Origin of the sequence: Citrobacter sp. R-1.5.2, from assembly GCF_035064245.1 — a bacterium.
Lineage (GTDB): Bacteria > Pseudomonadota > Gammaproteobacteria > Enterobacterales > Enterobacteriaceae > Citrobacter.
Map to the genome: position 1 here is coordinate 220,395 of NZ_JASEYC010000005.1, position 24,179 is coordinate 244,573.

22 protein-coding genes are annotated in these 24,179 nt (G+C 50.0%); 12 read left to right on the plus strand and 10 right to left on the minus strand.

Translation table 11 applies throughout. The annotated features are described in order from the left end of the window. The first annotated feature begins 212 nt into the window (after positions 1-212). Positions 213-1,259, plus strand: coding sequence for a protease SohB (gene sohB, locus QMN38_RS11960; protein WP_323605119.1), 1,047 nt, complete (start codon positions 213-215; stop codon positions 1,257-1,259). Between the two features lie 108 nt (positions 1,260-1,367). Here the strand turns inward: sohB and QMN38_RS11965 are convergent, their stop codons facing one another. After that, positions 1,368-1,619, minus strand: coding sequence for a YciN family protein (locus QMN38_RS11965; RefSeq protein ID WP_003020616.1), 252 nt, complete (start codon positions 1,617-1,619; stop codon positions 1,368-1,370). A gap of 398 nt (positions 1,620-2,017) precedes the next feature. On the opposite strand from QMN38_RS11965, the gene topA reads away from it, so the two are divergent. From topA to acnA, 5 genes are all read left to right on the plus strand, one after another. Then, a complete protein-coding gene (gene topA, locus QMN38_RS11970; RefSeq protein ID WP_271440939.1) occupies positions 2,018-4,615 on the plus strand; it encodes a type I DNA topoisomerase in 2,598 nt (865 codons plus the stop codon). Between the two features lie 208 nt (positions 4,616-4,823). Beyond that, on the plus strand, positions 4,824-5,798 hold the full coding sequence (gene cysB, locus QMN38_RS11975) for an HTH-type transcriptional regulator CysB (RefSeq protein ID WP_271456298.1): 975 nt from the start codon (positions 4,824-4,826) through the stop codon (positions 5,796-5,798). Positions 5,799-6,088: 290 nt separating this feature from the next. Then, the gene (locus tag QMN38_RS11980) at positions 6,089-6,250 is read left to right on the plus strand and encodes a YmiA family putative membrane protein (RefSeq protein ID WP_137381720.1); all 162 of its coding nucleotides are present in this window, start codon (positions 6,089-6,091) and stop codon (positions 6,248-6,250) included. A gap of 3 nt (positions 6,251-6,253) precedes the next feature. Next, positions 6,254-6,424 (plus strand): hypothetical protein, encoded by a 171-nt coding sequence (locus tag QMN38_RS11985; RefSeq protein ID WP_271442904.1) that lies wholly within the window; start codon positions 6,254-6,256, stop codon positions 6,422-6,424. Positions 6,425-6,724: 300 nt separating this feature from the next. Further along, entirely contained in the window at positions 6,725-9,400 is a 2,676-nt protein-coding gene (acnA, locus tag QMN38_RS11990) for an aconitate hydratase AcnA (RefSeq protein ID WP_323605120.1), read from the plus strand. Positions 9,401-9,454: 54 nt separating this feature from the next. On the opposite strand, the gene ribA is transcribed toward acnA, so the two are convergent. Further along, complete coding sequence (gene ribA, locus QMN38_RS11995; protein WP_005126450.1) at positions 9,455-10,045, minus strand: GTP cyclohydrolase II; 591 nt, start codon at positions 10,043-10,045, stop codon at positions 9,455-9,457. 196 nt (positions 10,046-10,241) lie between these two features. Here ribA and pgpB point away from each other — a divergent pair, with 196 nt between their 5' ends. The 5 genes from pgpB to yciH all read left to right on the plus strand — a co-directional run bounded on the left by pgpB (position 10,242) and on the right by yciH (position 13,894). Further along, positions 10,242-11,000 carry a phosphatidylglycerophosphatase B gene (gene pgpB, locus QMN38_RS12000; RefSeq protein WP_323605121.1) on the plus strand — a complete coding sequence of 253 codons (759 nt, stop codon included), beginning with the start codon at positions 10,242-10,244 and terminating at the stop codon, positions 10,998-11,000. 155 nt (positions 11,001-11,155) lie between these two features. After that, the gene (locus tag QMN38_RS12005; protein WP_005126452.1) at positions 11,156-11,464 is read left to right on the plus strand and encodes a LapA family protein; all 309 of its coding nucleotides are present in this window, start codon (positions 11,156-11,158) and stop codon (positions 11,462-11,464) included. A 6-nt stretch (positions 11,465-11,470) separates the two neighbouring features. After that, the gene (gene lapB, locus QMN38_RS12010; RefSeq protein WP_271442725.1) at positions 11,471-12,640 is read left to right on the plus strand and encodes a lipopolysaccharide assembly protein LapB; all 1,170 of its coding nucleotides are present in this window, start codon (positions 11,471-11,473) and stop codon (positions 12,638-12,640) included. A gap of 189 nt (positions 12,641-12,829) precedes the next feature. After that, the gene (gene pyrF, locus QMN38_RS12015; protein ID WP_323605122.1) at positions 12,830-13,567 is read left to right on the plus strand and encodes an orotidine-5'-phosphate decarboxylase; all 738 of its coding nucleotides are present in this window, start codon (positions 12,830-12,832) and stop codon (positions 13,565-13,567) included. Then, the gene (yciH, locus tag QMN38_RS12020) at positions 13,568-13,894 is read left to right on the plus strand and encodes a stress response translation initiation inhibitor YciH (protein WP_048211503.1); all 327 of its coding nucleotides are present in this window, start codon (positions 13,568-13,570) and stop codon (positions 13,892-13,894) included. 92 nt (positions 13,895-13,986) lie between these two features. Here yciH and osmB read toward each other — a convergent pair whose 3' ends face one another. The 7 genes from osmB to fabI all read right to left on the minus strand — a co-directional run bounded on the left by osmB (position 13,987) and on the right by fabI (position 22,125). After that, the gene (gene osmB, locus QMN38_RS12025) at positions 13,987-14,205 is read right to left on the minus strand and encodes an osmotically-inducible lipoprotein OsmB (protein WP_003020583.1); all 219 of its coding nucleotides are present in this window, start codon (positions 14,203-14,205) and stop codon (positions 13,987-13,989) included. 266 nt (positions 14,206-14,471) lie between these two features. Next, positions 14,472-15,224, minus strand: a complete 753-nt coding sequence (gene yciT / locus QMN38_RS12030) for a DNA-binding transcriptional regulator YciT (protein ID WP_323605123.1) — start codon at positions 15,222-15,224, stop codon at positions 14,472-14,474. A 96-nt stretch (positions 15,225-15,320) separates the two neighbouring features. Further along, entirely contained in the window at positions 15,321-15,503 is a 183-nt protein-coding gene (locus QMN38_RS12035) for a YciZ family protein (protein WP_271442727.1), read from the minus strand. A gap of 194 nt (positions 15,504-15,697) precedes the next feature. Further along, a complete protein-coding gene (gene pdeR, locus QMN38_RS12040) occupies positions 15,698-17,689 on the minus strand; it encodes a cyclic di-GMP phosphodiesterase (RefSeq protein WP_271450178.1) in 1,992 nt (663 codons plus the stop codon). A gap of 261 nt (positions 17,690-17,950) precedes the next feature. Further along, entirely contained in the window at positions 17,951-19,885 is a 1,935-nt protein-coding gene (locus tag QMN38_RS12045; protein WP_323605124.1) for an exoribonuclease II, read from the minus strand. A gap of 89 nt (positions 19,886-19,974) precedes the next feature. Next, the gene (locus QMN38_RS12050) at positions 19,975-21,120 is read right to left on the minus strand and encodes a carboxymuconolactone decarboxylase family protein (RefSeq protein ID WP_323605125.1); all 1,146 of its coding nucleotides are present in this window, start codon (positions 21,118-21,120) and stop codon (positions 19,975-19,977) included. Positions 21,121-21,336: 216 nt separating this feature from the next. Next, positions 21,337-22,125 (minus strand): enoyl-ACP reductase FabI, encoded by a 789-nt coding sequence (gene fabI / locus QMN38_RS12055; protein ID WP_005126472.1) that lies wholly within the window; start codon positions 22,123-22,125, stop codon positions 21,337-21,339. Positions 22,126-22,637: 512 nt separating this feature from the next. Between fabI and QMN38_RS12060 the strand changes: the two genes are divergently transcribed. Then, positions 22,638-23,327: an EAL domain-containing protein gene (locus QMN38_RS12060; protein ID WP_323605150.1), complete on the plus strand. Its 690-nt coding sequence runs from the start codon at positions 22,638-22,640 to the stop codon at positions 23,325-23,327. A gap of 44 nt (positions 23,328-23,371) precedes the next feature. Here the strand turns inward: QMN38_RS12060 and sapF are convergent, their stop codons facing one another. Then, positions 23,372-24,178 carry a peptide ABC transporter ATP-binding protein SapF gene (gene sapF, locus QMN38_RS12065; protein ID WP_005126478.1) on the minus strand — a complete coding sequence of 269 codons (807 nt, stop codon included), beginning with the start codon at positions 24,176-24,178 and terminating at the stop codon, positions 23,372-23,374. Position 24,179 lies beyond the last annotated feature (1 nt).

A 24,179-nucleotide genomic window follows, 5' to 3' on the forward strand; every position in this document is an offset into this window, starting at 1 on the left:
TCGGCGACGCTTTGGCCATCTCGTTCGCGATAACTTTTCGGCTTTATGCCTTAAACACTGGTGTTTTTCAATCAGCCAAAGGTAATAACACCGCAAAATGAACACTTTGTCATGCTTTTTGCCGATTCAGCATCGGATGGATGAAGCAAGACGGGTTTACACGCCTGTTGTACACTGAGCGAAAGTAGCGTTGTTTAACCAAGGTGGGTCTCGTGGAATTGTTGTCTGAATATGGGCTGTTTTTGGCAAAAATTGTCACTGTTGTGGTGGCTATTGCGGTGATTGTCATGCTGATTGTAAACGCGACACAACGTAAGCGTCAGCGTGGTGAATTACGCGTTATTAATCTTAGCGATCAATATAAAGAGATGAAGGAAGATCTGTCGATGGCATTGCTGGATAGTCATCAGCAGAAGTTATGGCATAAAGCGCAGAAAAAGAAGCATAAGCTAGAGGCCAAAACCGCCAAAGCCAAAGCAAAACTGGGGGACAGTGCGTCATCAGAAAAACCTCGCGTCTGGGTGCTCGATTTTAAGGGCAGTATGGATGCCCACGAGGTCAGCGCATTGCGGGAAGAGGTCACGGCGGTACTGGCGGTGGTGAAACCGCAGGATCAGGTGGTTGTGCGTCTGGAAAGCCCCGGTGGTGTGGTACATGGTTATGGGCTGGCTGCCTCGCAGTTGCAGCGCCTACGCGATAAAGCGATTCCCTTGACGGTAACGGTGGATAAAGTCGCAGCGAGCGGTGGATATATGATGGCCTGTGTAGCGGATAAAATTGTCTCAGCGCCGTTTGCCATTGTGGGCTCGATTGGCGTGGTGGCGCAGATCCCGAACTTCAACCGTTTCCTGAAAGGCAAGGATATTGATATCGAGCTGCACACGGCTGGACAGTACAAACGTACGCTGACACTGCTTGGTGAAAATACGGAAGAAGGGCGACAGAAATTCCGTGAAGATTTGAATGAAACCCATCATCTGTTTAAAGATTTTGTGCAACGTATGCGTCCAACTCTGGACATCGAACAGGTTGCTACAGGTGAACACTGGTTTGGGCAGCAGGCGCTGGCAAACGGGTTGGTCGATGAGATCAATACCAGTGATGAAGTGATTCTCGGGTTGATGGATGGCCGTGAAGTGCTGCACGTCCGCTATATGCAGCGCAAAAAGCTGATGGACCGTTTCACTGGTAGCGCGGCAGAAAGTGCAGACCGCTTACTTATGCGCTGGTGGCAGCGGGGACAGAAGCCCCTGATGTAAAATTGCAATTGCCGGATGGCGATGCTCACGCATCTTATCCGGCCTGGAGGATCGTAATATCCCAGGCCGGATAAGGCAGCGCCGCCATCCGGCAAATCATTTCTCGCGTTAATCGATCAAGTGGTACTTTTCAGAAAGCACATGCGCCAGGTGTTTAAACATATTAAACACCGCAGTGCTTTTGGGCGTTGGTAGCCCTTGCTCGTCTAAAAAGTAATCTCCGCTGAAAACCAGCACGCCATTTCGCTGCGTTACGCCGGTGGCGACAATCCCCGCCAGCGTGTCCTCATGCTCACGAATGATTTTGTTGGCTTCAATCAGCAGTGTTTCGCGATCGATGGGTTGAGTGTCTTTATGCATTATTTACTCCTTAAACAAGGACATTAGTCTACGCCGAGCCCAGCTTATGGGCAAATATTCCCTGACTTAAATGAAGGCTATAGGAGGGGATTGCAACTGGCGAGATTTGTTTTTGCATGCTAATAAAGTTGCGTAACGCATTTTATCAGGTACAGTGTGACGCTTTCGTCAATCTGGCAACAGATTTGCTTGACATTCGACCAATACTCCGTCGCGCCAAAGCGTTTGTGTGCGAAAAAGCCTGTTAACTCAGTTACATGAGAGTTACATTACAAGCGCAAATCAGTTTAAGGGGTTGATATCCGCCGACGCAGAGACCATATCGATGTCTCGTCGCCAGTGGAAGGTGAATCAACGTGCGACGCATTCTGGAAGAATCAAATTAGGTAAAGGTGAATATGGGTAAAGCTCTTGTCATCGTTGAGTCCCCGGCAAAAGCCAAAACGATCAACAAGTATCTGGGTAATGACTACGTGGTGAAATCCAGCGTCGGTCATATCCGTGATTTGCCGACCAGTGGCTCAGCAACTAAAAAGAGCGCCGACTCAACCTCCACCAAAACGGCTAAAAAGCCCAAAAAGGATGAACGTGGCGCTCTCGTCAACCGCATGGGCGTTGACCCGTGGCACAACTGGGATGCGCGCTATGAAGTGCTGCCTGGTAAAGAGAAAGTTGTCTCTGAACTGAAACAACTGGCTGAAAAAGCCGACCACATCTATCTCGCAACCGACCTTGACCGCGAAGGGGAAGCCATTGCCTGGCACCTGCGGGAAGTTATCGGTGGCGACGACACCCGCTACAGCCGCGTGGTGTTTAACGAAATTACTAAAAACGCTATCCGTCAGGCGTTTGAAAAACCGGGCGAGCTGAACATCGACCGTGTTAATGCACAACAGGCTCGTCGCTTTATGGACCGCGTTGTCGGCTATATGGTGTCGCCGCTGCTGTGGAAAAAAATTGCCCGTGGCCTGTCTGCCGGCCGAGTACAGTCGGTTGCCGTGCGTCTGGTTGTTGAGCGTGAGCGTGAAATTAAAGCATTCGTCCCCGAAGAGTTCTGGGAAATTGATGCCAATACCACGACGCCAGCCGGTGATGCATTGCCGCTTGAGGTTACTCACCAGAACGATAAACCGTTCCGTCCGGTTAATCGCGAACAAACACTCGCGGCAGTAAGCCTGCTGGAAAAAGCACGTTATAGCGTTCTGGAACGCGAAGATAAGCCAACCAGCAGCAAGCCGGGCGCCCCCTTCATCACGTCCACGTTACAGCAGGCTGCCAGCACGCGTCTGGGCTTTGGCGTGAAGAAAACCATGATGATGGCGCAGCGCTTGTATGAAGCGGGTTATATCACCTATATGCGTACTGACTCCACCAACCTGAGTCAGGATGCTGTGGCGATGGTCCGTGATTACATTAGCGATAATTTTGGCAAAAAGTATCTGCCAGAAAGCGCAAACCAGTACGCCAGCAAAGAGAATTCGCAGGAAGCGCACGAAGCTATTCGTCCTTCTGATGTCGCTGTTCAGGCGGAATCTCTGAAAGATATGGAAGCCGATGCTCAAAAACTGTATCAACTGATTTGGCGCCAATTTGTTGCCTGTCAGATGACGCCAGCAAAATACGATTCCACTACGTTAACCGTGGGCGCGGGTGATTTCCGCCTGAAAGCACGTGGCCGTATTCTACGTTTCGATGGCTGGACAAAAGTGATGCCTGCACTGCGTAAGGGTGATGAAGATCGCATCTTACCGGCCGTGGATAAAGGCGATGTACTGACACTTGTCGAGCTGACACCCGCTCAGCACTTTACCAAGCCACCAGCGCGCTTCAGTGAAGCCTCGTTGGTTAAAGAACTTGAAAAACGGGGTATTGGTCGTCCATCAACGTATGCCTCGATCATCTCTACAATTCAGGATCGCGGTTACGTTCGTGTTGAGAACCGTCGCTTCTACGCTGAAAAAATGGGTGAAATTGTCACCGATCGTCTGGAAGAAAACTTCCGCGAATTGATGAACTACGATTTCACCGCGCAGATGGAAGACAGCCTTGACCAGGTGGCGAACCACGAAGCTGAGTGGAAAGGTGTGCTCGACAACTTCTTCAGTGATTTTACTCAGCAGTTGGATAAAGCCGAGAAAGATCCCGAAGAAGGCGGCATGCGTCCGAACCAGATGGTACTGACCAGCATTGATTGTCCGACATGTGGGCGCAAGATGGGTATCCGTACTGCCAGTACCGGTGTCTTCCTTGGGTGTTCCGGCTATGCGCTTTCACCGAAAGAGCGTTGCAAAACCACGATTAACCTGGTGCCGGAGAATGAAGTCCTGAACGTACTGGAAGGGGATGACGCTGAGACTAACGCCTTGCGCGCGAAGCGTCGCTGCCAGAAGTGTGGTACGGCGATGGACAGCTATCTGATCGATCCAAAACGTAAGCTGCATGTCTGTGGTAACAACCCGACCTGTGATGGTTACGAAATCGAAGAGGGCGAGTTCCGTATTAAGGGTTATGACGGTCCTATCGTTGAGTGCGAGAAATGTGGTTCTGAAATGCACCTGAAAATGGGGCGTTTCGGTAAATACATGGCATGTACTAACGACGAGTGTAAAAACACCCGTAAGATCCTGCGTAATGGTGAAGTGGCTCCGCCGAAAGAAGATCCTGTTCCGTTGCCGGAACTGCCGTGTGAAAAATCGGATGCGTATTTCGTGTTGCGTGACGGTGCAGCAGGTATTTTCCTGGCCGCTAACACCTTCCCGAAATCACGTGAAACCCGTGCACCGTTAGTGGAAGAGTTGTATCGCTTCCGCGATCGTCTGCCGGAAAAACTGCGTTACCTGGCCGATGCGCCGCAGACGGACCCCGATGGTAATAAGTCGATGGTTCGCTTTAGCCGTAAAACTAAGCAGCAATATGTCGCTGCGGAAAAAGACGGTAAAGCAACCGGGTGGTCTGCATTTTTCGTTGACGGTAAATGGGTAGAAGGTAAGAAATAACAGCGTTCTGGCTGAATTTCTCCTCAAAGGGTCGCGTAAGCGACCCTTTTTGTTTGCGGCGTATTATTTTTTGTCATACCTATACAGCGTACATATAAATGATATAGTGGTTATAGTTGACAGGCTTTTTATTATTAAATCGTATTAGCAGCGCGTGTGAGTCTGCTTTTAAACGATGTTCTGATGGCACAATTCTGGATGGCTTAACATGAAATTACAGCAGCTTCGCTATATCGTTGAGGTGGTAAACCACAACCTTAATGTCTCCTCAACGGCCGAAGGACTCTATACCTCCCAGCCGGGGATCAGTAAGCAAGTTCGTATGCTGGAAGATGAGCTTGGCATCCAGATTTTTGCCCGTAGCGGTAAGCACCTGACGCAGGTGACTCCTGCAGGGCAGGAAGTTATTCGTATTGCCCGCGAAGTCTTGTCAAAAGTGGATGCCATTAAGTCGGTTGCTGGTGAACATACCTGGCCCGACAAAGGTTCGTTATATATTGCTACCACACACACGCAGGCGCGTTACGCGCTGCCCAACGTGATTAAAGGTTTTATTGAGCGTTATCCTCGCGTTTCGTTGCATATGCATCAGGGATCGCCGACGCAAATTGCCGAGGCTGTTTCGAAGGGGAATGCTGATTTTGCCATCGCGACGGAAGCACTGCATCTGTACGATGATCTGGTGATGCTGCCATGCTATCACTGGAACCGTTCGATTGTTGTTACGCCAGACCATCCGTTGGCGGGCAAAACCTCCGTATCCATTGAAGAGCTGGCGCAATATCCGCTGGTGACGTACACCTTTGGTTTTACAGGGCGCTCAGAACTGGATACCGCGTTTAATCGCGCGGGTCTTGAGCCGCGTATTGTTTTTACGGCAACCGATGCTGATGTGATAAAAACCTATGTCCGACTGGGGCTGGGCGTGGGCGTGATTGCCAGCATGGCAGTGGATCCTCTCTCTGATCCGGATCTGGTGCGTGTTGATGCTCATGATATTTTCAGTCACAGCACCACGAAAATTGGTTTTCGTCGCAGCACATTTTTACGCAGCTACATGTATGATTTCATTCAGCGTTTCGCACCGCATCTGACACGCGATGTGGTGGATACGGCGGTGGCGTTGCGTTCCAACGATGACATTGAAGCTATGTTCAAAGATATTAAATTGCCAGAGAAATAATAACGGAAGCTGCCTCGCTGGTATCCTCGTTCTCCAGCCATACCCGCGGGGCGGTTGAATGTATTTATGATTTTCTTTTTGTCTATTATCCCTATATTATTTATGGAAAATATTCTCCAAAGTAGTTTCAAATGAGTAAGCCTGCCAAAATCCCTTTCAAATATTTATAACTGATCAAACAATTAAGTTATTTATAAAGCTGGGTTCGAAAATTATCTGGCTTTTTCAGGCTGTTTTTATTAGGATTCCTCTTATCTGATGATTAATTGTACCGATTGTTTGGTGCCTAAATGATAAGTGATTTCGATAGTATGAGGTTAGCAATGCCTTCTGGAAACCAGCCTGCGCGCAGAGATCCCGCGATGAAACGTAAAGCATGGTTCACCGTGTTTCTGGGCTCCGCCGTGTTCTGGATCGTGGTTGCTCTGGTGGTCTGGAAAGTGTGGGGGTAATTGATGTCCACACAGGAACAACAGTCCACTGTTACACCTGCTCATCATGATAATGAGCAAGCGAATGAAACCGTTGTAGAAAAAAAACAGGATATTCCCGCTTCGTGGGATCTTTCATCTGAGCAACGGGCATTTATTGATCTATTTATTGAAGATGATAAGCAAGAACAATAAGCAATACGTTTTTTATAATAATAAGTATTAGCGTGCTTATTTAATTCAGTATGAATAATCACATCTCAATCTTGGTACGCCATCTAAACAGCGTATTGTCGGTTGCATCGATGTATCGGGTCTGCTCATTTACCGTACTTCAATCTTATTCCCCGCCACTTGCATAGTTCGTCATCTTTTGTCGTTCACCTATTTTATCAATTTGAGTTGTTATCAAAACGTTACATTTTGTTTGTGTTATCTTTAATACTAACCCTGAGGAGAGTCAGGGGATCCAACCCTGTCATTTAAGGAGGAGCTATGTCGTCTACCCTACGAGAATCCAGTAAGGACACATTGCAGGTTAAAGATAAAACCTACCGCTACTACAGTTTGCCCCTGGCTGCCAAATCACTGGGTGATATCACCCGTTTACCTAAATCACTAAAAGTATTGCTGGAAAACCTGCTGCGTTGGCAGGACGGTGACTCTGTTACCGAAGAAGATATTCATGCTCTGGCGCAATGGCTGAAAACGGCTCATGCCGATCGCGAAATTGCCTACCGACCCGCTCGCGTTCTCATGCAGGACTTCACCGGCGTTCCGGCGGTGGTTGACCTGGCTGCCATGCGCGAAGCGGTTAAACGTCTTGGCGGGGATACCGCAAAAGTGAACCCGCTGTCACCTGTTGATCTGGTTATTGATCACTCCGTTACGGTCGACCGTTTTGGTGACGATGATGCTTTTGAAGAAAACGTTCGCCTGGAAATGGAGCGCAACCATGAGCGCTATGTATTTCTGAAATGGGGGCAGCAGGCGTTTAGCCGATTCAGTGTTGTTCCACCGGGAACAGGAATTTGCCACCAGGTAAACCTCGAATACCTGGGTAAAGCGGTGTGGAGTGAGCTGCAAAACGGCGAGTGGGTAGCTTACCCCGACACGCTGGTCGGTACCGATTCCCATACCACAATGATTAATGGTCTCGGCGTGCTGGGCTGGGGTGTCGGCGGGATTGAAGCAGAGGCCGCCATGTTGGGGCAACCGGTTTCAATGCTGATTCCGGATGTCGTGGGCTTCAAACTCGTTGGTAAACTTCGCGAAGGGATCACCGCTACCGATCTGGTACTGACCGTTACGCAGATGCTGCGTAAACACGGTGTGGTCGGTAAATTTGTTGAGTTCTATGGTGATGGGCTGGACAGCCTGCCGCTCGCTGACCGGGCGACCATTGCTAACATGTCGCCGGAATACGGCGCAACCTGCGGCTTTTTCCCAATTGACGGGGTAACTCTTGAGTACATGCGTCTGAGCGGGCGCAGTGAAGAGCAGGTTGAATTAGTCGGCGCTTATGCTAAAGCACAGGGGATGTGGCGTAACCCAGGTGATGAGCCTGTGTTTACCAGTTCACTGGAGCTGGACATGGGCACTGTGGAAGCCAGCCTGGCCGGACCGAAGCGTCCGCAGGATCGTGTTGCATTGGGTGATGTACCGAAAGCATTCGCCGCGAGTAATGAACTGGAAGTGAATAGCTCGCAAAAAGATCGTCAGCCGGTCGACTATGCAATGAGCGGTCATCAATATCAGCTACCGGATGGTGCTGTAGTGATTGCAGCGATCACGTCATGTACCAACACGTCCAATCCCAGCGTTCTGATGGCGGCTGGATTGCTGGCGAAAAAAGCGGTCACGCTTGGTCTGAAGCGCCAGCCGTGGGTGAAAGCGTCGCTGGCACCTGGGTCAAAAGTCGTTTCTGATTACCTGGCGCAGGCAAAACTGACCCCGTACCTTGATGAGTTGGGTTTTAACCTTGTTGGTTATGGCTGTACTACCTGTATAGGCAACTCTGGCCCGTTACCTGACCCGATTGAAACGGCGATTAAAAAAGGTGATCTGACGGTAGGGGCGGTGCTTTCCGGCAACCGTAACTTTGAAGGGCGTATCCATCCGCTGGTGAAGACAAACTGGCTGGCTTCTCCACCGCTGGTGGTGGCTTATGCGCTGGCCGGGAATATGAATATTGATCTGACGAAAGATCCGCTTGGCCATGACAGAAAAGGCGATCCTGTCTATCTGAAAGATATCTGGCCGAGTGCGCAGGAAATCGCCCGTGCTGTGGAACAGGTTTCTACTGAGATGTTCCATAAAGAGTATGCCGAGGTGTTCGAAGGCACGCCGGAATGGAAGTCGATTAATGTTGATCGTGCAGATACCTATGGCTGGCAGTCGGATTCAACCTATATCCGGTTATCACCGTTTTTTGATGGTATGCAGGCGAAGCCGGACCCTGTGCAGGATATCCATGGTGCACGTATCCTGGCGATGCTGGGCGACTCCGTCACCACCGATCATATTTCTCCTGCGGGGAGCATCAAGCCAGACAGCCCAGCCGGGCGTTATCTGCAAAACCACGGTGTTGAGCGTAAAGATTTTAACTCCTACGGTTCTCGCCGCGGAAACCACGAAGTAATGATGCGTGGTACGTTTGCCAATATCCGTATCCGTAACGAAATGGTACCGGGTGTGGAAGGGGGAATGACGCGTCATTTGCCAGGTGCAGAAGTGATGGCTATCTATGACGCCGCCATGCAATACCAGCAAGAGAAGACCCCGCTGGCCATTGTTGCCGGTAAGGAGTATGGGTCGGGTTCCAGTCGGGACTGGGCTGCGAAAGGCCCGCGTTTGTTGGGGATTCGCGTCGTGATCGCCGAGTCCTTTGAGCGTATTCACCGTTCTAATCTCATTGGTATGGGGATCCTGCCTCTGGAATTTCCGCAGGGAGTTACACGTAAAACCCTGGGTTTAACCGGGGAGGAGGTCATTGATATTACGGACTTACAAAATATTAAACCGGGAGCGACTATCCCGGTGAATATGGTCCGTGTGGATGGTAGTAAAGAGGTGATTTCGTGTCGCTGCCGTATTGATACCGCGACAGAGCTAACCTATTACCAAAACGATGGCATTTTGCACTATGTTATTCGTAATATGTTGAATTAAATTATAAAAAAGCCTGCTTACGCAGGCTTTTTGCATCGTCAGCAAGCGAGAATGTCACTCGCTTAGCAGATGTCCCATTTTAGCGGCTTTGGTATCCAGATAGTGTTCATTCTTCGGGTTACGGCCAACAATTAGTGGCACACGCTCCACAATATTGATCCCAGCTTCTGTCAGAATTTCCACTTTCTTCGGGTTATTGGTTAGCAGACGGACTTCATCCACACCCAATAATTTGAACATATCGGCACACAAGGTGAAGTCTCGCTCGTCCGCCGCAAAGCCTAACTGATGGTTGGCTTCGACGGTGTCATAGCCCTGATCCTGCAACGCATAGGCACGGATCTTATTCAGCAGGCCGATGTTACGTCCTTCCTGACGATGGTAGAGCAGAATACCGCGTCCTTCTTCAGCGATATGCGTAAGTGCCGCTTCCAGTTGGAAGCCACAATCACAACGCAGACTGAACAGCGCATCGCCGGTCAGACATTCGGAATGAACACGTGCCAGGACAGGCGTCTGGCCTGAAATATCGCCAAAAACCAGTGCGACATGATCGTGTCCGGTTGCCAGTTCTTCAAATCCCACCATCAGGAAATCACCCCAGGGGGTTGGCAGTTTGGCTTCTGCCACACGTTTAAGCTGCATGTAATTCTCCAGATTATGCTGGCACTGTGCGTGCCGTCGCCTGTTGGCTTCTGTATTGCACTATTTTGCCATAAGGCAAGGGTGTTCACCTAATTGCAGCAACGCATTCATTTTCGAATGGCACAAAATTGTCAATTTTCCCGGTGCGTAGATTTTTCAGTTATGATTGTGGGACTTATCGACGAAAGGAGACGCAATGCTGTCTATTGCCAAGCGAACCACTGTAGGCGCAGGGTTGTTACTGATTATGCCGGTTTCTGTATGGATATCCGGCTGGAGCTGGCAGCCTGGGCAGAATGCCTGGTGGTTAAAATCCTTATACTGGGTAACTGAAACGGTGACGCAACCCTGGGGGATTATCACCCATGTTTTTCTCTGTGCGTGGTTTTTGTGGTGCCTGCGATTTCGTCTGAAGGCCGCAGTTATGCTATTTGCGATCCTGGCGGCGGCTATCTTAATTGGCCAGGGTGTGAAATCCTGGGTTAAAGAGAGGGTGCAGGAGCCCCGACCATTTGTTCTGTGGCTGGAAAAAACGCACCATGTTCCGGTAGATGAGTTCTACACTTTAAAACGTAAAGACCGCGGGCACTTAGTAAAAGATCAGTTGTCCGGGCAGCAGGATATTCCACCTTTTTTACGTAAGCACTGGCAAAAAGAGACTGGTTTTGCTTTTCCTTCAGGGCATACGATGTTTGCTGCCAGTTGGGCGTTACTGGGTGTCGGGTTGTTATGGCCACGCAGGCGCACGCTGACGATTGTGTTCTTACTTGTCTGGGCGACCGGCGTAATGGGCAGTCGTTTGCTTCTGGGCATGCACTGGCCGCGCGATTTGGTTGTTGCGACGCTGATTTCGTGGCTGCTGGTTACGCTGGCAACATGGCTTGCACAGCGAGTATGTGGACCTCTAACACCTCCCGTCCAGGAGACGAAGGAAATAGCGCAGCGTGAGCAATAACGCAGACCGTGATTGATTTTTCAAATTTAGCCCTCAAATCATACAGCGTAAGGCGCTTTTCCGTTTCGCACTCGTCGTGAAAATGGTAATTTAAAGGGCTTAACGCGGTAAGTTGTACACGATTTATTCGCTCAAACCACATAACGGGAAGTAATGTGAAATATTTACTCATTTTCTTACTGGTGTTGGCGATTTTTGTTATTTCGGTGACATTGGGTGCGCAAAACGATCAACAGGTTACGTTTAATTACCTGCTAGCTCAGGGTGAGTATCGTATCTCCACGCTGCTTGCTGTATTGTTTGCTGCAGGTTTTGCGATTGGTTGGTTAATTTGCGGCCTCTTCTGGCTGAAGGTTCGTGTGTCTCTTGCGCGTGCCGAACGTAAAATTAAACGCCTGGAAAACCAGCTTGCGCCTGCGACCGACGTTGCGGTAACTGCCGACTCGTCGGTTGTGAAGGAATAATTATTTATGTTGGAGTTGTTGTTTCTGCTTTTACCTGTAGCCGCTGCCTATGGGTGGTATATGGGTCGCAGAAGTGCGCAACAAACAAAGCAGGATGAAGCTAACCGTCTTTCGCGCGACTATGTCGCCGGGGTTAACTTCCTCTTGAGCAACCAACAAGATAAAGCGGTGGATCTGTTCCTCGATATGTTGAAAGAGGATACCGGCACCGTTGAGGCTCATCTCACCCTCGGAAACCTGTTCCGCTCGCGCGGTGAAGTTGACCGTGCTATCCGTATCCACCAAACCCTCATGGAAAGTGCTTCGCTGACATACGAGCAGCGTTTGTTGGCTGTACAGCAGTTGGGACGTGACTACATGGCTGCCGGATTGTATGACCGTGCGGAAGACATGTTCAATCAGTTGACTGATGAAACGGATTTCCGTGTGGGGGCATTGCAGCAACTGTTGCAAATCTATCAGGCAACCAGTGAATGGCAAAAAGCTATTGATGTTGCAGAACGTCTGGTGAAACTCGGCAAAGATAATCAGCGCATTGAAATTGCGCATTTTTACTGTGAACTGGCCTTGCAGCAAATGGGCAGCGACGATGTGGATCGCGCCATGGCATTGCTGAAAAAAGGAGCCGCTGCAGACAAAAACAGTGCTCGTGTCTCGATTATGATGGGGCGCGTTTATATGCTGAAGGGAGATTACGCGAAGGCCGTTGAATGCCTGCAACGCGTGATCTCCCAGGATAAAGAGTTGGTCAGTGAAACGCTGGAAATGCTGCAGAGCTGCTATCAACAACTGGGTAAAAACGATGAGTGGGCGGAGTTTTTACGCCGTGCGGTCGAAGAAAACACCGGTGCTGCCGCGGAGTTGATGCTGGCTGATATTCTTGAGGCGCGTGAGGGGACTGATACTGCGCAGGTTTATATCACCCGTCAGTTGCAACGCCACCCGACGATGCGTGTGTTCCATAAACTGATGGATTACCATCTTAATGAAGCGGAAGAAGGGCGCGCAAAAGAGAGTCTGATGGTCCTGCGCGATATGGTTGGCGAGCAAGTGCGTAGCAAGCCACGCTATCGTTGCCAAAAGTGCGGGTTTACTGCTTATTCGCTGTACTGGCATTGCCCATCGTGCCGCTCCTGGTCAACCATCAAGCCAATTCGTGGTCTGGATGGGCTCTAATTTTTAAAAAAAACTCATTTTAGTTACAACATACTGCTTTGTTTTTCTTCATCCAACACTCAGGCTCCTGCGCCACATCGCTTCGCAGAAATGTAAACGCGCCTGTTAATTTCCTATTACCACAGGTAGAATGCACGCCGTTTACCCATTTTGCGCCGTTCGTGCGCCCATCATCAAGAAGGTCTGGTCATGACGTTTACTGCTTCATCTTCTTCCCGTGCTGCTACTGATTCTCCCGTCGTTGTCGCGTTGGATTATTCAAATCGTGATAAGGCATTAGCTTTTGTCGACAGAATTGATCCTCGCGATTGCCGTTTGAAAGTGGGCAAAGAGATGTTCACACTTTTTGGACCTCAGTTGGTACGGGATCTGCAACAGCGCGGCTTCGACGTCTTTCTGGATTTGAAGTTTCATGATATTCCCAACACCACGGCGCATGCCGTCGCGGCGGCAGCTGACCTTGGTGTCTGGATGGTAAACGTTCATGCTTCCGGTGGGGCTCGAATGATGACCGCTGCCCGTGAAGCATTGCTGCCTTTTGGTAAAGATGCGCCACTGTTAATTGCGGTGACGGTCCTGACCAGTATGGAAGCCAGCGACCTTGCCGATCTTGGAGTGACGTTGTCACCTGCGGAGTATGCTGAAAAGTTGGCGCGTTTGACGCAAAATTGTGGGTTGGACGGGGTAGTATGCTCGGCGCATGAAGCGGTGAGGTTCAAGCAGGCGCTTGGTCAGGCATTTAAGCTGGTGACGCCAGGCATTCGTCCGGAAGGCAGTGAGGCGGGTGACCAGCGCCGTATTATGACGCCACAGCAGGCGCTGGACGCTGGTGTGGATTACATGGTGATTGGTCGTCCAGTCACGCAGTCGGAAGATCCGGCGCAAACGCTGAAGATGATCAACGCCTCTCTGAATCGAGGTGCATAAATGAGCGACTCAAACTCTCGACTGGTTTATTCAACTGAGTCCGGGCGAATTGATGAGCCCAGAGTGGTAGCAGAGCGTCCGAAGGGCGATGGCATTGTTCGCATTCAGCGTCAGACCAGCGGTCGTAAAGGTAAGGGCGTTTGCCTGATTACCGGTATTGATCAAGATGACGCTGCACTGGTCAAATTAGCCGCAGAACTGAAGAAAAAATGTGGCTGTGGTGGTGCAGTGAAGGACGGCGTAATTGAAATTCAGGGTGATAAACGCGACCTGATAAAATCGCTGCTGGAAGCCAAAGGAATGAAAGTTAAACTGGCAGGCGGCTAATAAAAAAAGCCACGGATACACTCCGTGGCTTTTCTAATAATACAAACCTGAAAAAGTAAACGTATTATTATATCGAGCCGTTCAACCGTAAATTATTTACCCACCTGGTGGCCGATAATACCACCCACTGCAGCACCACCCAGCGTACCCAGCGTGCTGCCGTCAGTCAGGACTGCACCGCCTATCGCACCTGCACCTGCACCGATTGCAGTGTTACGGTCACGTTTGGACCAGTTAGAGCAGGCACTCAAAGACATTGCTAGTGTAATCGCCAGAATGGCAGCGGTCATTTTTTTGCTCGTTACTAACATAATACTTTCTCCTGAATTATTGAATCACGGAATCCAGTTCACTTTAATGATAGCGCCAAAATAGGACGACTAAAGATATTTCCGCGAAACCGTTTAGCGCAGGGCATTACAATCAAATCTTGAGGTGATTGTTCGCTCCTGTTATATCGCTAACATTAATTCTACGACTTTATCCTGTTAACGACAGGTAAAAAGTCTTAATTGGACCGTCGGATAAGTCTCAGAGAGAAGATGATCTGCCCGCAGACAAATCATCTGCTGAAGTATTATGCGTGGGCATCAATGATATTGACGGTTAAACCCGAGTGTTCAAGTTGCATTTGCACACTGGCACTGAGTCTGGAGTCTGTAACTACACGACTGAATCTGTCTAACGGGCCCAGTGTGTAGGGATGAATGGCCTCAAATTTAGAGCTATCGCTGAGTACAATCACCTCTGCGCCTTTTTCCAGAACCGCATTAACCACATCAGAGCGCATCATATCACGCCCGGTGAAGCCGGTGTCGGCCTGCCAGCCATCAATACCGATAAAGGCTTTACTGAAATGTACCTGCTGAATAAATTGGCGAGTCAACGGTCCGACCATGCTCTCGCTTTTTTTCTGATAGATCCCACCGAGGAGAATGACTTCACACGGTGTTTCTTTGAGCAGGTGCGCGATGTAGCTACTCACCGTGATGATGGTGACATCTTTTTGTTCCGCCAGCGTTCTGGCCAGCAGCGCATTGCTGCTGCCATTTTCAATAAAGACGGATTCACCTGGATTGACCAGCGACGCCGCAAATTCAGCCAGTTCACGTTTAAGGGTGAAATTGGTCATCATGCGCGTTTCGACATCATCACTGTTCAGTGACACCGCAAAACCGTGCGCACGGCGCAAGTAACTCTGTTTTTCCAGTGTGTTCAGATCCTGTCGAATCGTCACTTCGGATACACCAGTGATTTTAGCCAGGTCGGCCACGCTCATCTGACCTTTATCAATCACCATCTGCAAAATAGATTGTTGTCGGGAATTCATAGTATTAATTTTTATAGCGATATCGTATCGGAAATTAAACGGTAGCTGCGTTATCTGAAATCTGATGGCTACAGCGACATAACGTGAGTGAGGTCATCAGATCTCCCACGGGGCCTTCGGTTTGTTTGACACAGACGCAGCATCTTCTTTGACCGTATCTAACAGTTCAGCCTTGAGAATTTCGAGGTTATGGATAGCTGAGTGGTAATCGCCTGCAACGAGAATATCCAGCACGGTATCAATGCGCTCGGCCAGACGTTGTGCGTCGATATCAGACATGGTCATCATCCTAATGTCAAAAAGGTTTGAATTTCATGATGCAGAAATTCATGCCAAAAGAGAAGGGAAAAATAGTATTAACATGAATGATTGGAGAATATTATATATTCTGTGATTACATACAGATATGATCATCACACAGTGTCCACTTTTGGCTATTTTTCACGTTTATCCCTTCCACTTTTCTTGTTGCGTTACCGCATTTTTTTATTCAGATGACGTTTATACCAACGTTCAAACGCAGCGGCTGGCATTGGCTTGGCGAACAAAAAACCCTGACGTTCATTGACGCCATTTTTGGTTAAAAAGGCATCCTCTTTCGTACTTTCAACGCCTTCAGCTATCACCTGCAGGTTAAGCGCCTGCGCCACCGCGACAATGGCGCGCACCAGCGACTGTGAAATGGGTTGCTTATGAATATCCCTGACGAACGCCTGGTCCAGCTTAATGGCATCAAGTGGGAAGCGGGCAAGTTGAGACAACGATGAATAACCCGTCCCGAAATCATCTAAATGGATCTGTGCCCCAAGCTGGCTAAATTGCTGAATAACGGACAGTGCCAGTTGTTCGTTTTCAATTAAACTGCTCTCGGTCAATTCGACATCGATAGGGCAATATTCAAAATTGAGGTCGTGAAGCACCTGTTTCAGGTCGGTAAACAGCGTCTGATCGGCAAGCTGGCGAGCAGAAACGTTCACGGCCACTCGCAGATTAATCCCTTTATCGCGCCACTTTGCGACCTGACGAACAACGTCGAGAATAACCCAGCGCCCCAGCGGCACAATCAAGCCTGATTCTTCAGCGTAGGAGATAAACTCCAGCGGAGGAATGAGGCCGCGTTCAGGGGACTGCCAGCGCACCAGCGCCTCCAGACTACGTACTTCACCACGCCATGTTATTTTCGGCTGGTAATGAATCAACAATTGATCGTTTTCCAGCGCCTTACGTAAGTTGGTATCCAGCCAAAGATACTCAAATACTCGCTGGTTCATTTCCGGAGAGAAAACGCAGAATTGTCCACGTCCGCCTTCCTTGGCGGTATACATGGCGGTATCGGCATTGCGAATAACGCTCTCGCAGTCGTGTCCATGCTGTGGTGCAAGGGATATTCCAATCGAACAACCGGTATAAACCTCAATCAGGCCAATTCGGAAGGGCTGGCGCAAACGGGTCAAAATACGTGATGCCGTGGCTTCCAGCGCCACTTGAGATGTTTCAGTCGCGAGGACAATAAACTCATCGCCACCAAAGCGGGCCAGTAACTGGTTATCATCAAGACAGCTGAGAATCGCCAGTGATACGCTTTGCAACAGTTGATCGCCGAACATATGTCCGTAGGCATCGTTTACTTTTTTGAAATTGTCCAGATCGAGGTACACAATACCAACCTGAGTATCTCCTGCATTCTCAATGGCTTCAGTAATCAGCTCATGAATCGCATTCCGATTAGGTAATCCGGTAATGGAGTCGGTATTTGCCAGAACTCTCAGGCGCTCCTGAGCACGCCGTTCTTCGGTGATATCGGTACCTGAGCAGATCAGAAATATTTCGTTTTTACCGCTACCGTTGTGCACAAATTTATTGCGAAACAGAAACAGTCGCTGACCTTTACAAGTCTTCACCCAACGTTCGACTTCATATGAGTTGCCTTCGCGAAAGAAAACATCGATGTTGCGTCTGGAGGCCGCAGCTTCGCGTCGACTCATAAACAGCGTGAAGACACTTTGACCAATCACTTCGCGTTCTTTGAGTCCGGTATATTCCTCACACAGGCGATTGAAACGCTGAATGTTGCCCATGCGGTCAAGGATGACAATAACGGAGTTGGCTTCAGAGACCACCTGTTCGGCAAAAGAAAGGCCTTGTGCCAAATCACGGGCGACCGAGGGGGTATCATCCCAGGCGGATGCACTTCCGGCCCATTCGCGTTTATTGATTTTCCGCCCAACCAGGTGAACAGGGATATCGTCGTCTTCAATCGACAGTGTCATTAACAGGCTTGACGTGATGACCGTCATCTCCCGAATGCGGTCGGCTTGCTCAGGTGATAATTCGATGTTCTGGTTCGTTTCTGCCGCTTCGTCAATAGAGAAATGCAGGATGTTGCAATCCTCTGACAAACGCCAGTAAGGGTTATGGGTGCCCACATAGCTATACAACGTAGCCAGCTCCCGAACGTCTTTCATGATGTGTACTATCCCGTTTAAAGCGCATAGAGCCTCAAAAGTAAGGGTAGCCATAATTCAAAGGGTGATGATGGCTGAACGTATTGTTTTATTTATATATTTATGTGTAATCCAGATTCAGGAAAAAGCAAAGCTGGCGAACGGAAAATAGTAAAAAATAAATATGACCGGATGAAAGAAGTGTAGTGCGTGGCAGGCAATTGGGCGGGGAAAAAGAAAACGACCTTTCACAAAAGAGAAAGGTCGTTGAGTTAATGCGTATTATACGGCAGGGCGCGCGATGACGCTGCGGGTTTCCATCCGCACTTCGGCGATGGTGACATCAATGACATCGGTAACTTTGTAAACCACTTCACCTTTGATCTGGATCGTTCCACTTTCCTGGTTACACACCAGTTCATCACGAACCGCGTGCAGGAAGGGGGCCGGAATAAAGGCTACCGCGCCGTTATCAATTAAACGTACACGCATACCACCACGGCTGACATCAATAATCTCGGCCGCAAAGCGGGTGTCGGTACCGGCTTTGTCATTCAGAAAACGTGCATACAACCAGTCCCCCACATCACGTTCAGCCATGCGGTTCAGGCGGCGACGTTCAGCCATCTGCAAAGTCGTATCATCCTGCGGTCGGGAAATTGTCTCACCTTTGATGACGGCCTTAAGCAGGCGATGGTTAATCATGTCGCCATACTTACGGATAGGCGAGGTCCAGGTGGCATAAGCTTCCAGGCCCAGACCAAAATGCGGACCTGGCTCGGTGCTGATCTCAGCGTAAGACTGGAATCGGCGGATGCGGCTGTCGAGGAAACCGGAAGGCTGCGCATCCAGTTCACGACGCAGTTTACAGAAGCCTTCCAGCGTCAGGACCTCTTCAGCATCAACGTGCATACCATGGGTTTTCAGGAGGGCAGCCAGTGCTTCTGCGTTCGCCGGATCGAATCCCATATGCACGTTATAAATACCGAAACCCAGCTTGTCGCGCAGTACGCGGGCTGCACAAATGTTTGCCGCAATCATGGACTCTTCCACAATGCGGTTCGCGATGCGGCGCGGCTCAGCGACGATGTCCAGTACTTCACCTTTTTCACCGAGAACGAAACGGTAATCCGGGCGATCTTTAAATACCAGAGCATGATTATGGCGCCACTCACCACGGCTCAGACAAATGCGGTGCAGCAGGCGGATCTGCTGTGCAATTGCGTCATTCTCTGGTTGCCAGTCACCCGTGCCTTCAAGCCAGTCAGAGACGTTGTCGTAGGCCAGCTTCGCTTTCGATTCAATCGTTGCTGCGAAGAAAGTGATATTGTCTTCGATCGTGCCGTCAGCAGTGATGCTCATGCGGCAGGCCAGAACCGGGCGAATTTCGTTAGCGCGCAGAGAACACAGATCGTCAGAAAGCTCGCGCGGCAACATTGGGATGTTGAACCCCGGCAGGTAGTTGGTAAATGCACGAATTTTTGCAATGTTATCCAGCTTACTGCCTTCAGCAATCCAGGCGGTAGGATCGGCAATCGCGACGGTTAACTGCAATTTGCCATCCGTTTGTTCTTCGGCGTAAAGCGCGTCATCCATGTCCTGCGTACTGGCGCTGTCGATGGTGACGAAGTTCAGTGCGGTTAAGTCCTCACGCACCAGGCCCTCATCCAGCATCTCAGTGGCGACACCATCGGGTGCTTCTTTTTCCAGATTATGGCGAGCCAGTGTGACCCACCACGGAACGAAGTGATCGTCAGCGAAGGTAATAAATTGGGTTAACTCGGCGTAGAAGGTGCGGTCGCCTTTTAACGGGTGGCGGCGCATTTCTGCTACAGCCCAGTCACCTTCTTTAAATTCATGTTCAACGCCACGCGCGGCGCGGCAGGGAATCGCATCTTTCAGCAGCGGATGATCCGGCACAATGGACAGGCGGTCATTCTTACCCTGAACTTTGCCCACGAAGCGCGTCAGGAACGGTTCGATCAGTTCTTCCGGCTCGGCAGATTCGCGATCTTTTTCCGTATGGATAACCGCCACAATGCGGTCGCCATGCATCACTTTTTTCATCTGCGGCGGTGGAATGAAATAGCTTTTTTGTGCATCGACTTCCAGGAAGCCAAAGCCTTTTTCCGTGGCTTTTACCACCCCTTCAGCTCGTGGCGTCTGGGAATGTAGTTGCTGTTTAAGCTGCGCTAGCAGCGGGTTGTCCTGAAGCATAATTGTCTATTTTCGTGGCTGAAAGAGCGGCTGACAGTTTTACGCGAATCTGCCAGTCGCAGCAAGCGCTCTTTCAGCAAGTGGATCGGTTAATACGTCTCGCCCAACGCGATCTTCAAACGATTTAGCCATCCGCACAATCCGCTCCAGGCCAGCACGTTAATTGCCTGTTCTGAGGATATACCCTGATCGAGCAATGAGGTAAGCAGTGCGGCGCTAAAGCGATCGGGCGCCCGGGTTAACCATTGTACCGCCTGCAGGGTGACGCGCTCAACCGGATGTCGTTGCTCCCAGCGCTGTATTTGACGCTCATCCTGGCGAAGTACGGTGATAATCTCAGTGAGCTCAGTGGCTGAGAGGGCGTACTCATTGAAGCAGGATACGCTACCGTTAATCCGCGATGTGAGCAGCGTTGCCAGAGAAAATGTCCGTGAGTGCACATCGCTGTGTAATGTGCTGGTAAAAAGCGCTTTAAATAACGCCAGTTCGTCAGGTGAGTGTTGCAGTAATGGCCCCAGCGTTTGCAATACAGTGGGAGTATGGCTGACATGTGTTTCTGCGCTGGGAAAATGTTTTTCAATCGGCAGGTCGGCGGTGTGCCACTGGGCTTCTTCTGCACTAAAGGGGGATGCCTCGGCAAATTGCTGAATATCGAGGCCAGGAATGCGGCGCACAGGATGGCCAAACCAGGCCTGAAACAACGCAACGACGCGGGCCTGAAAGCCGACAAAGCCAACGATTTGATTCATCAGAACACTGTCGCTGGTCGTGAGTCCAACCGCCACCAGATGCTGGCGATCCCGTGAGCCGATGACGGCCGGAGAGCTGGCGAGCTGGCGAGCGTATTGGGTGATTTGTGCCAGTCGATGGTTACTTTCCCTGGATGAATTAGGGCCAGGAAGGGGGGTGAGACGTGCAGCATAATGATTACATAAACGCTGTACGCCACAAACCTGAGCGACGGTTAAGGCGGTACTCATACGCTCGTAGGCGCTGAACGTGTGCATTGAGTCCAGAGCAGCATGTACAGGGAAGAGAAGGTGAGCAAGTTTACGGGCAGGTTCTAACCAGGACTGAAAGGGTAAAAGCGCAACGGCAGGTATCGTCAGATCCAGCAAAAATCGGTCCTCGACGTGTGCGGCTTCTGGCACTAACGGCAGAACATCTTGCGGATATGTACTGGATTGTGTCTCATGATACCAGTGGCTTTTGCCTTCAATTCGGCGTTGTTCCATGGGCGTTCCTTGGTCTAAAAAGTGGCGACCCGGATACGTCGTCATAGCTGTACGCCGGATCGTTTGCGCTGCGATATCCTGACCTAAGCGAATGAGGTGATGAAAGATTGTTAAGTGATAATAAATATCAGAAAAGCATATATAGCGACGAGCGAGGGGGAAGGGAGTGGAAAATAATGGGCGACGGAGCGTCGCCCATAGAGGAAGTCTGAAAGATTATTTCAGTTCCAGTTCGTTCATTGCGGCGATGCTGAAGCCGCCGTCAACGTGAACGACTTCACCGGAGATACCTGCGGACAGGTCTGAGCACAGGAATGCCGCAGAGTTGCCCACATCTTCAATGGTAACGGTACGACGAATCGGCGTAACCGCTTCGCAATGCGCCAGCATTTTACGGAAATCTTTGATACCGGAAGCAGCCAGAGTACGGATTGGACCAGCGGAGATTGCGTTCACACGCACGCCTTCAGGACCCATCGCGTTAGCCATATAACGAACATTGGCTTCCAGAGAGGCTTTCGCCAGACCCATTACGTTGTAGTTCGGGATTGCGCGCTCTGCACCCAGGTAGGACAGCGTCAGCAGTGCAGAACCAGGGTTCAGCATGGAACGGCATGCTTTTGCCATTGCAACAAAGCTGTACGCGCTGATGTCATGAGCAATTTTAAAGCCTTCGCGGGTGACCGCATTCACGTAGTCGCCATCCAACTGGTCAGCAGGTGCGAAACCGATGGAGTGTACGAAACCGTCGAATTTCGGCCAGACTTTGCCCAGTTCAGCGAACATGGTGTCGATGCTGGCGTCTTCAGCCACATCACACTGCAGTACGATGTTGGAACCCAGCTGAGCGGCAAATTCTTCCACGCGGCCTTTCAGTTTGTCGTTCTGGTAGGTGAACGCCAGTTCAGCGCCTTCGCGGTGCATCGCCTGAGCGATACCATAGGCGATGGACAATTTACTGGCAAGACCGGTCACCAGAATGCGCTTACCGGAAAGAAAACCCATAGCTTTAATCCTTATAGTCATTACTTATTTTTTTTAGCAATCAATGAGTTATGATTGCAATTTCAAGGTCACTCGAAATTGGTGTGAAATTATATCCCACTCTTTGCCCCTTGTGTCACGATCTTTCTCTGCTATTCACCCGTCGGGGAGCAGCAGTAAACGGCATTTCAGTGGGCAGGGAATTGTTGTCAGCACCCGGTGGCCTGTCACTATTCATTGCACGTGAGGAGTATATCACTCCCCCCTGGTTCTGCCTCATCCAACCAGAGAAGAGCAGGGGGATAAGGTGAAAATACAAGGCGTCAGAGGGTTAAAATGGTATGATCTGACCTCTAGTCGATGTTTTAACGTATATCAATGTAAGAACATTCTTAAAACAAAAAATATGACCATATTCATTTAGTTATGATATATTGTTTTTATCGATCAATATCGATTCATTGATCGATATTATTGATTGATTCTGATTAGAAGTGCATTATCAGGACGTTATGATCAATTGGAGTGGTCTTATGCACTATCATTTCATCGCGGAACCGATGAGAGACACAACAGATAAGTTGCTGGGTGTTGAGATGCTCGCCCGCTTCGCTTCTGAGACGGTTCATCCGTTACATGCAGATTCCATTATTTCGGCATGGAGTAGCGAACAAAAACGTAATTTCATGCTTGAGCAAATTCGGTTAATTGCAGAAAAGCGTGATTGGTTCGAGAACAATAATCTGCTCTGTACGCTAAGCCTTGTTGATGAAATGGCGCTATTAGCAATCGGTGATCCTGTCATTAAGTCGGCCTTACATTCCATGCCTTTTATTGCGCTGGAACTCTCAGAACGCTTTCTGTCGAATACAGTTTGCCTGAACAATCTGCTCATTAATTCGCTGAGTGATGGCCCAAATGCCTTGTGGCTGGGCGATCTCGGCTCTGGCAGTATTGGCGCGAGTCCGCTGGTGTGCGGCCGTTTTGACGTTGTGAAAATGGATCGCGACTTCTTCCTGTCACAGGTAGAAAAAACAATATTCCCGGTGTTGATTAAAAATATCAGGGGGTATTGCGACCGCGTTGTGGTTGAGGGGGTAGATACGACCCATCTTATCGAGGAGGTCTGCACCGCCGGCGTTTGGGCGATGCAGGGAGAGATTTTCCCGTCAGTCACCTTCTCTGAGGTTGACGCGCTACTCTTGCCCCGGTTTTGTCACTGATGACTGAACGGATAGCCCTCCCGTCCTGGTGGGCTATTATTTCATTAACGGTCTTTCCGCCAGGCATCAGCGGTAAGCGCCTCGCCAAAATGTCCTGCAATAAGACGACGAGTCAGTTCATGTAGCGGTGAGGCCAGCACATCCGCCGTACTGCCGCGCTCGACAACTTCGCCCTGATGCATGACTAACACCTGGTCGCTGATGTGTTTCATCATCCCAATGTGTTGGGTCACATAGATATAGGAAATCCCCTGTTTTTCCTGTAACTCGAGCATCAGGTTGATGAGCTGCGATCGCATCGACATATCCAGAGAGGCCAGCGCTTCGTCGGCGATAATCACTTTTGGGCGCAAAATCAGCGCACGGGCAAGGCCCAGGCGTTGTTTTTGCCCTGGCGCGAGCATATGCGGATAGTAGCTAACATGATCGGGTAGCAGACCCACCATACGCATGGTTTCCACAATCTGTTTGCGGCGCTGTTCAGGCTCCAGATCGGTATTCAGGCGTAACGGAAAATCGAGGATCTGCGAAATACGTTGGCGCGGATTAAGCGACGTGGACGGATCCTGGAAAATCATGCGAATACGCTGACTACGAAATGAATAATCGCCATATTTTAGCGGATGATCGTCAATCAGCAGCTCGCCGCTGCTCGGTTCAACCATCCCAGCCAGCATTTTTGCCAGCGTGGACTTGCCTGAGCCGTTCTCGCCAATAATGGCGAGCGTTTGACGTTCACGCAGCGTAAAGCTCAGCGGTTTAACAGCTTCGACGGTCTGGCGGCGAAATAATCCCGTCCGGTAGCGAAAGGTTTTGCTCAGATTGCGAACTTCGAGCAGGGTTTCTACCATC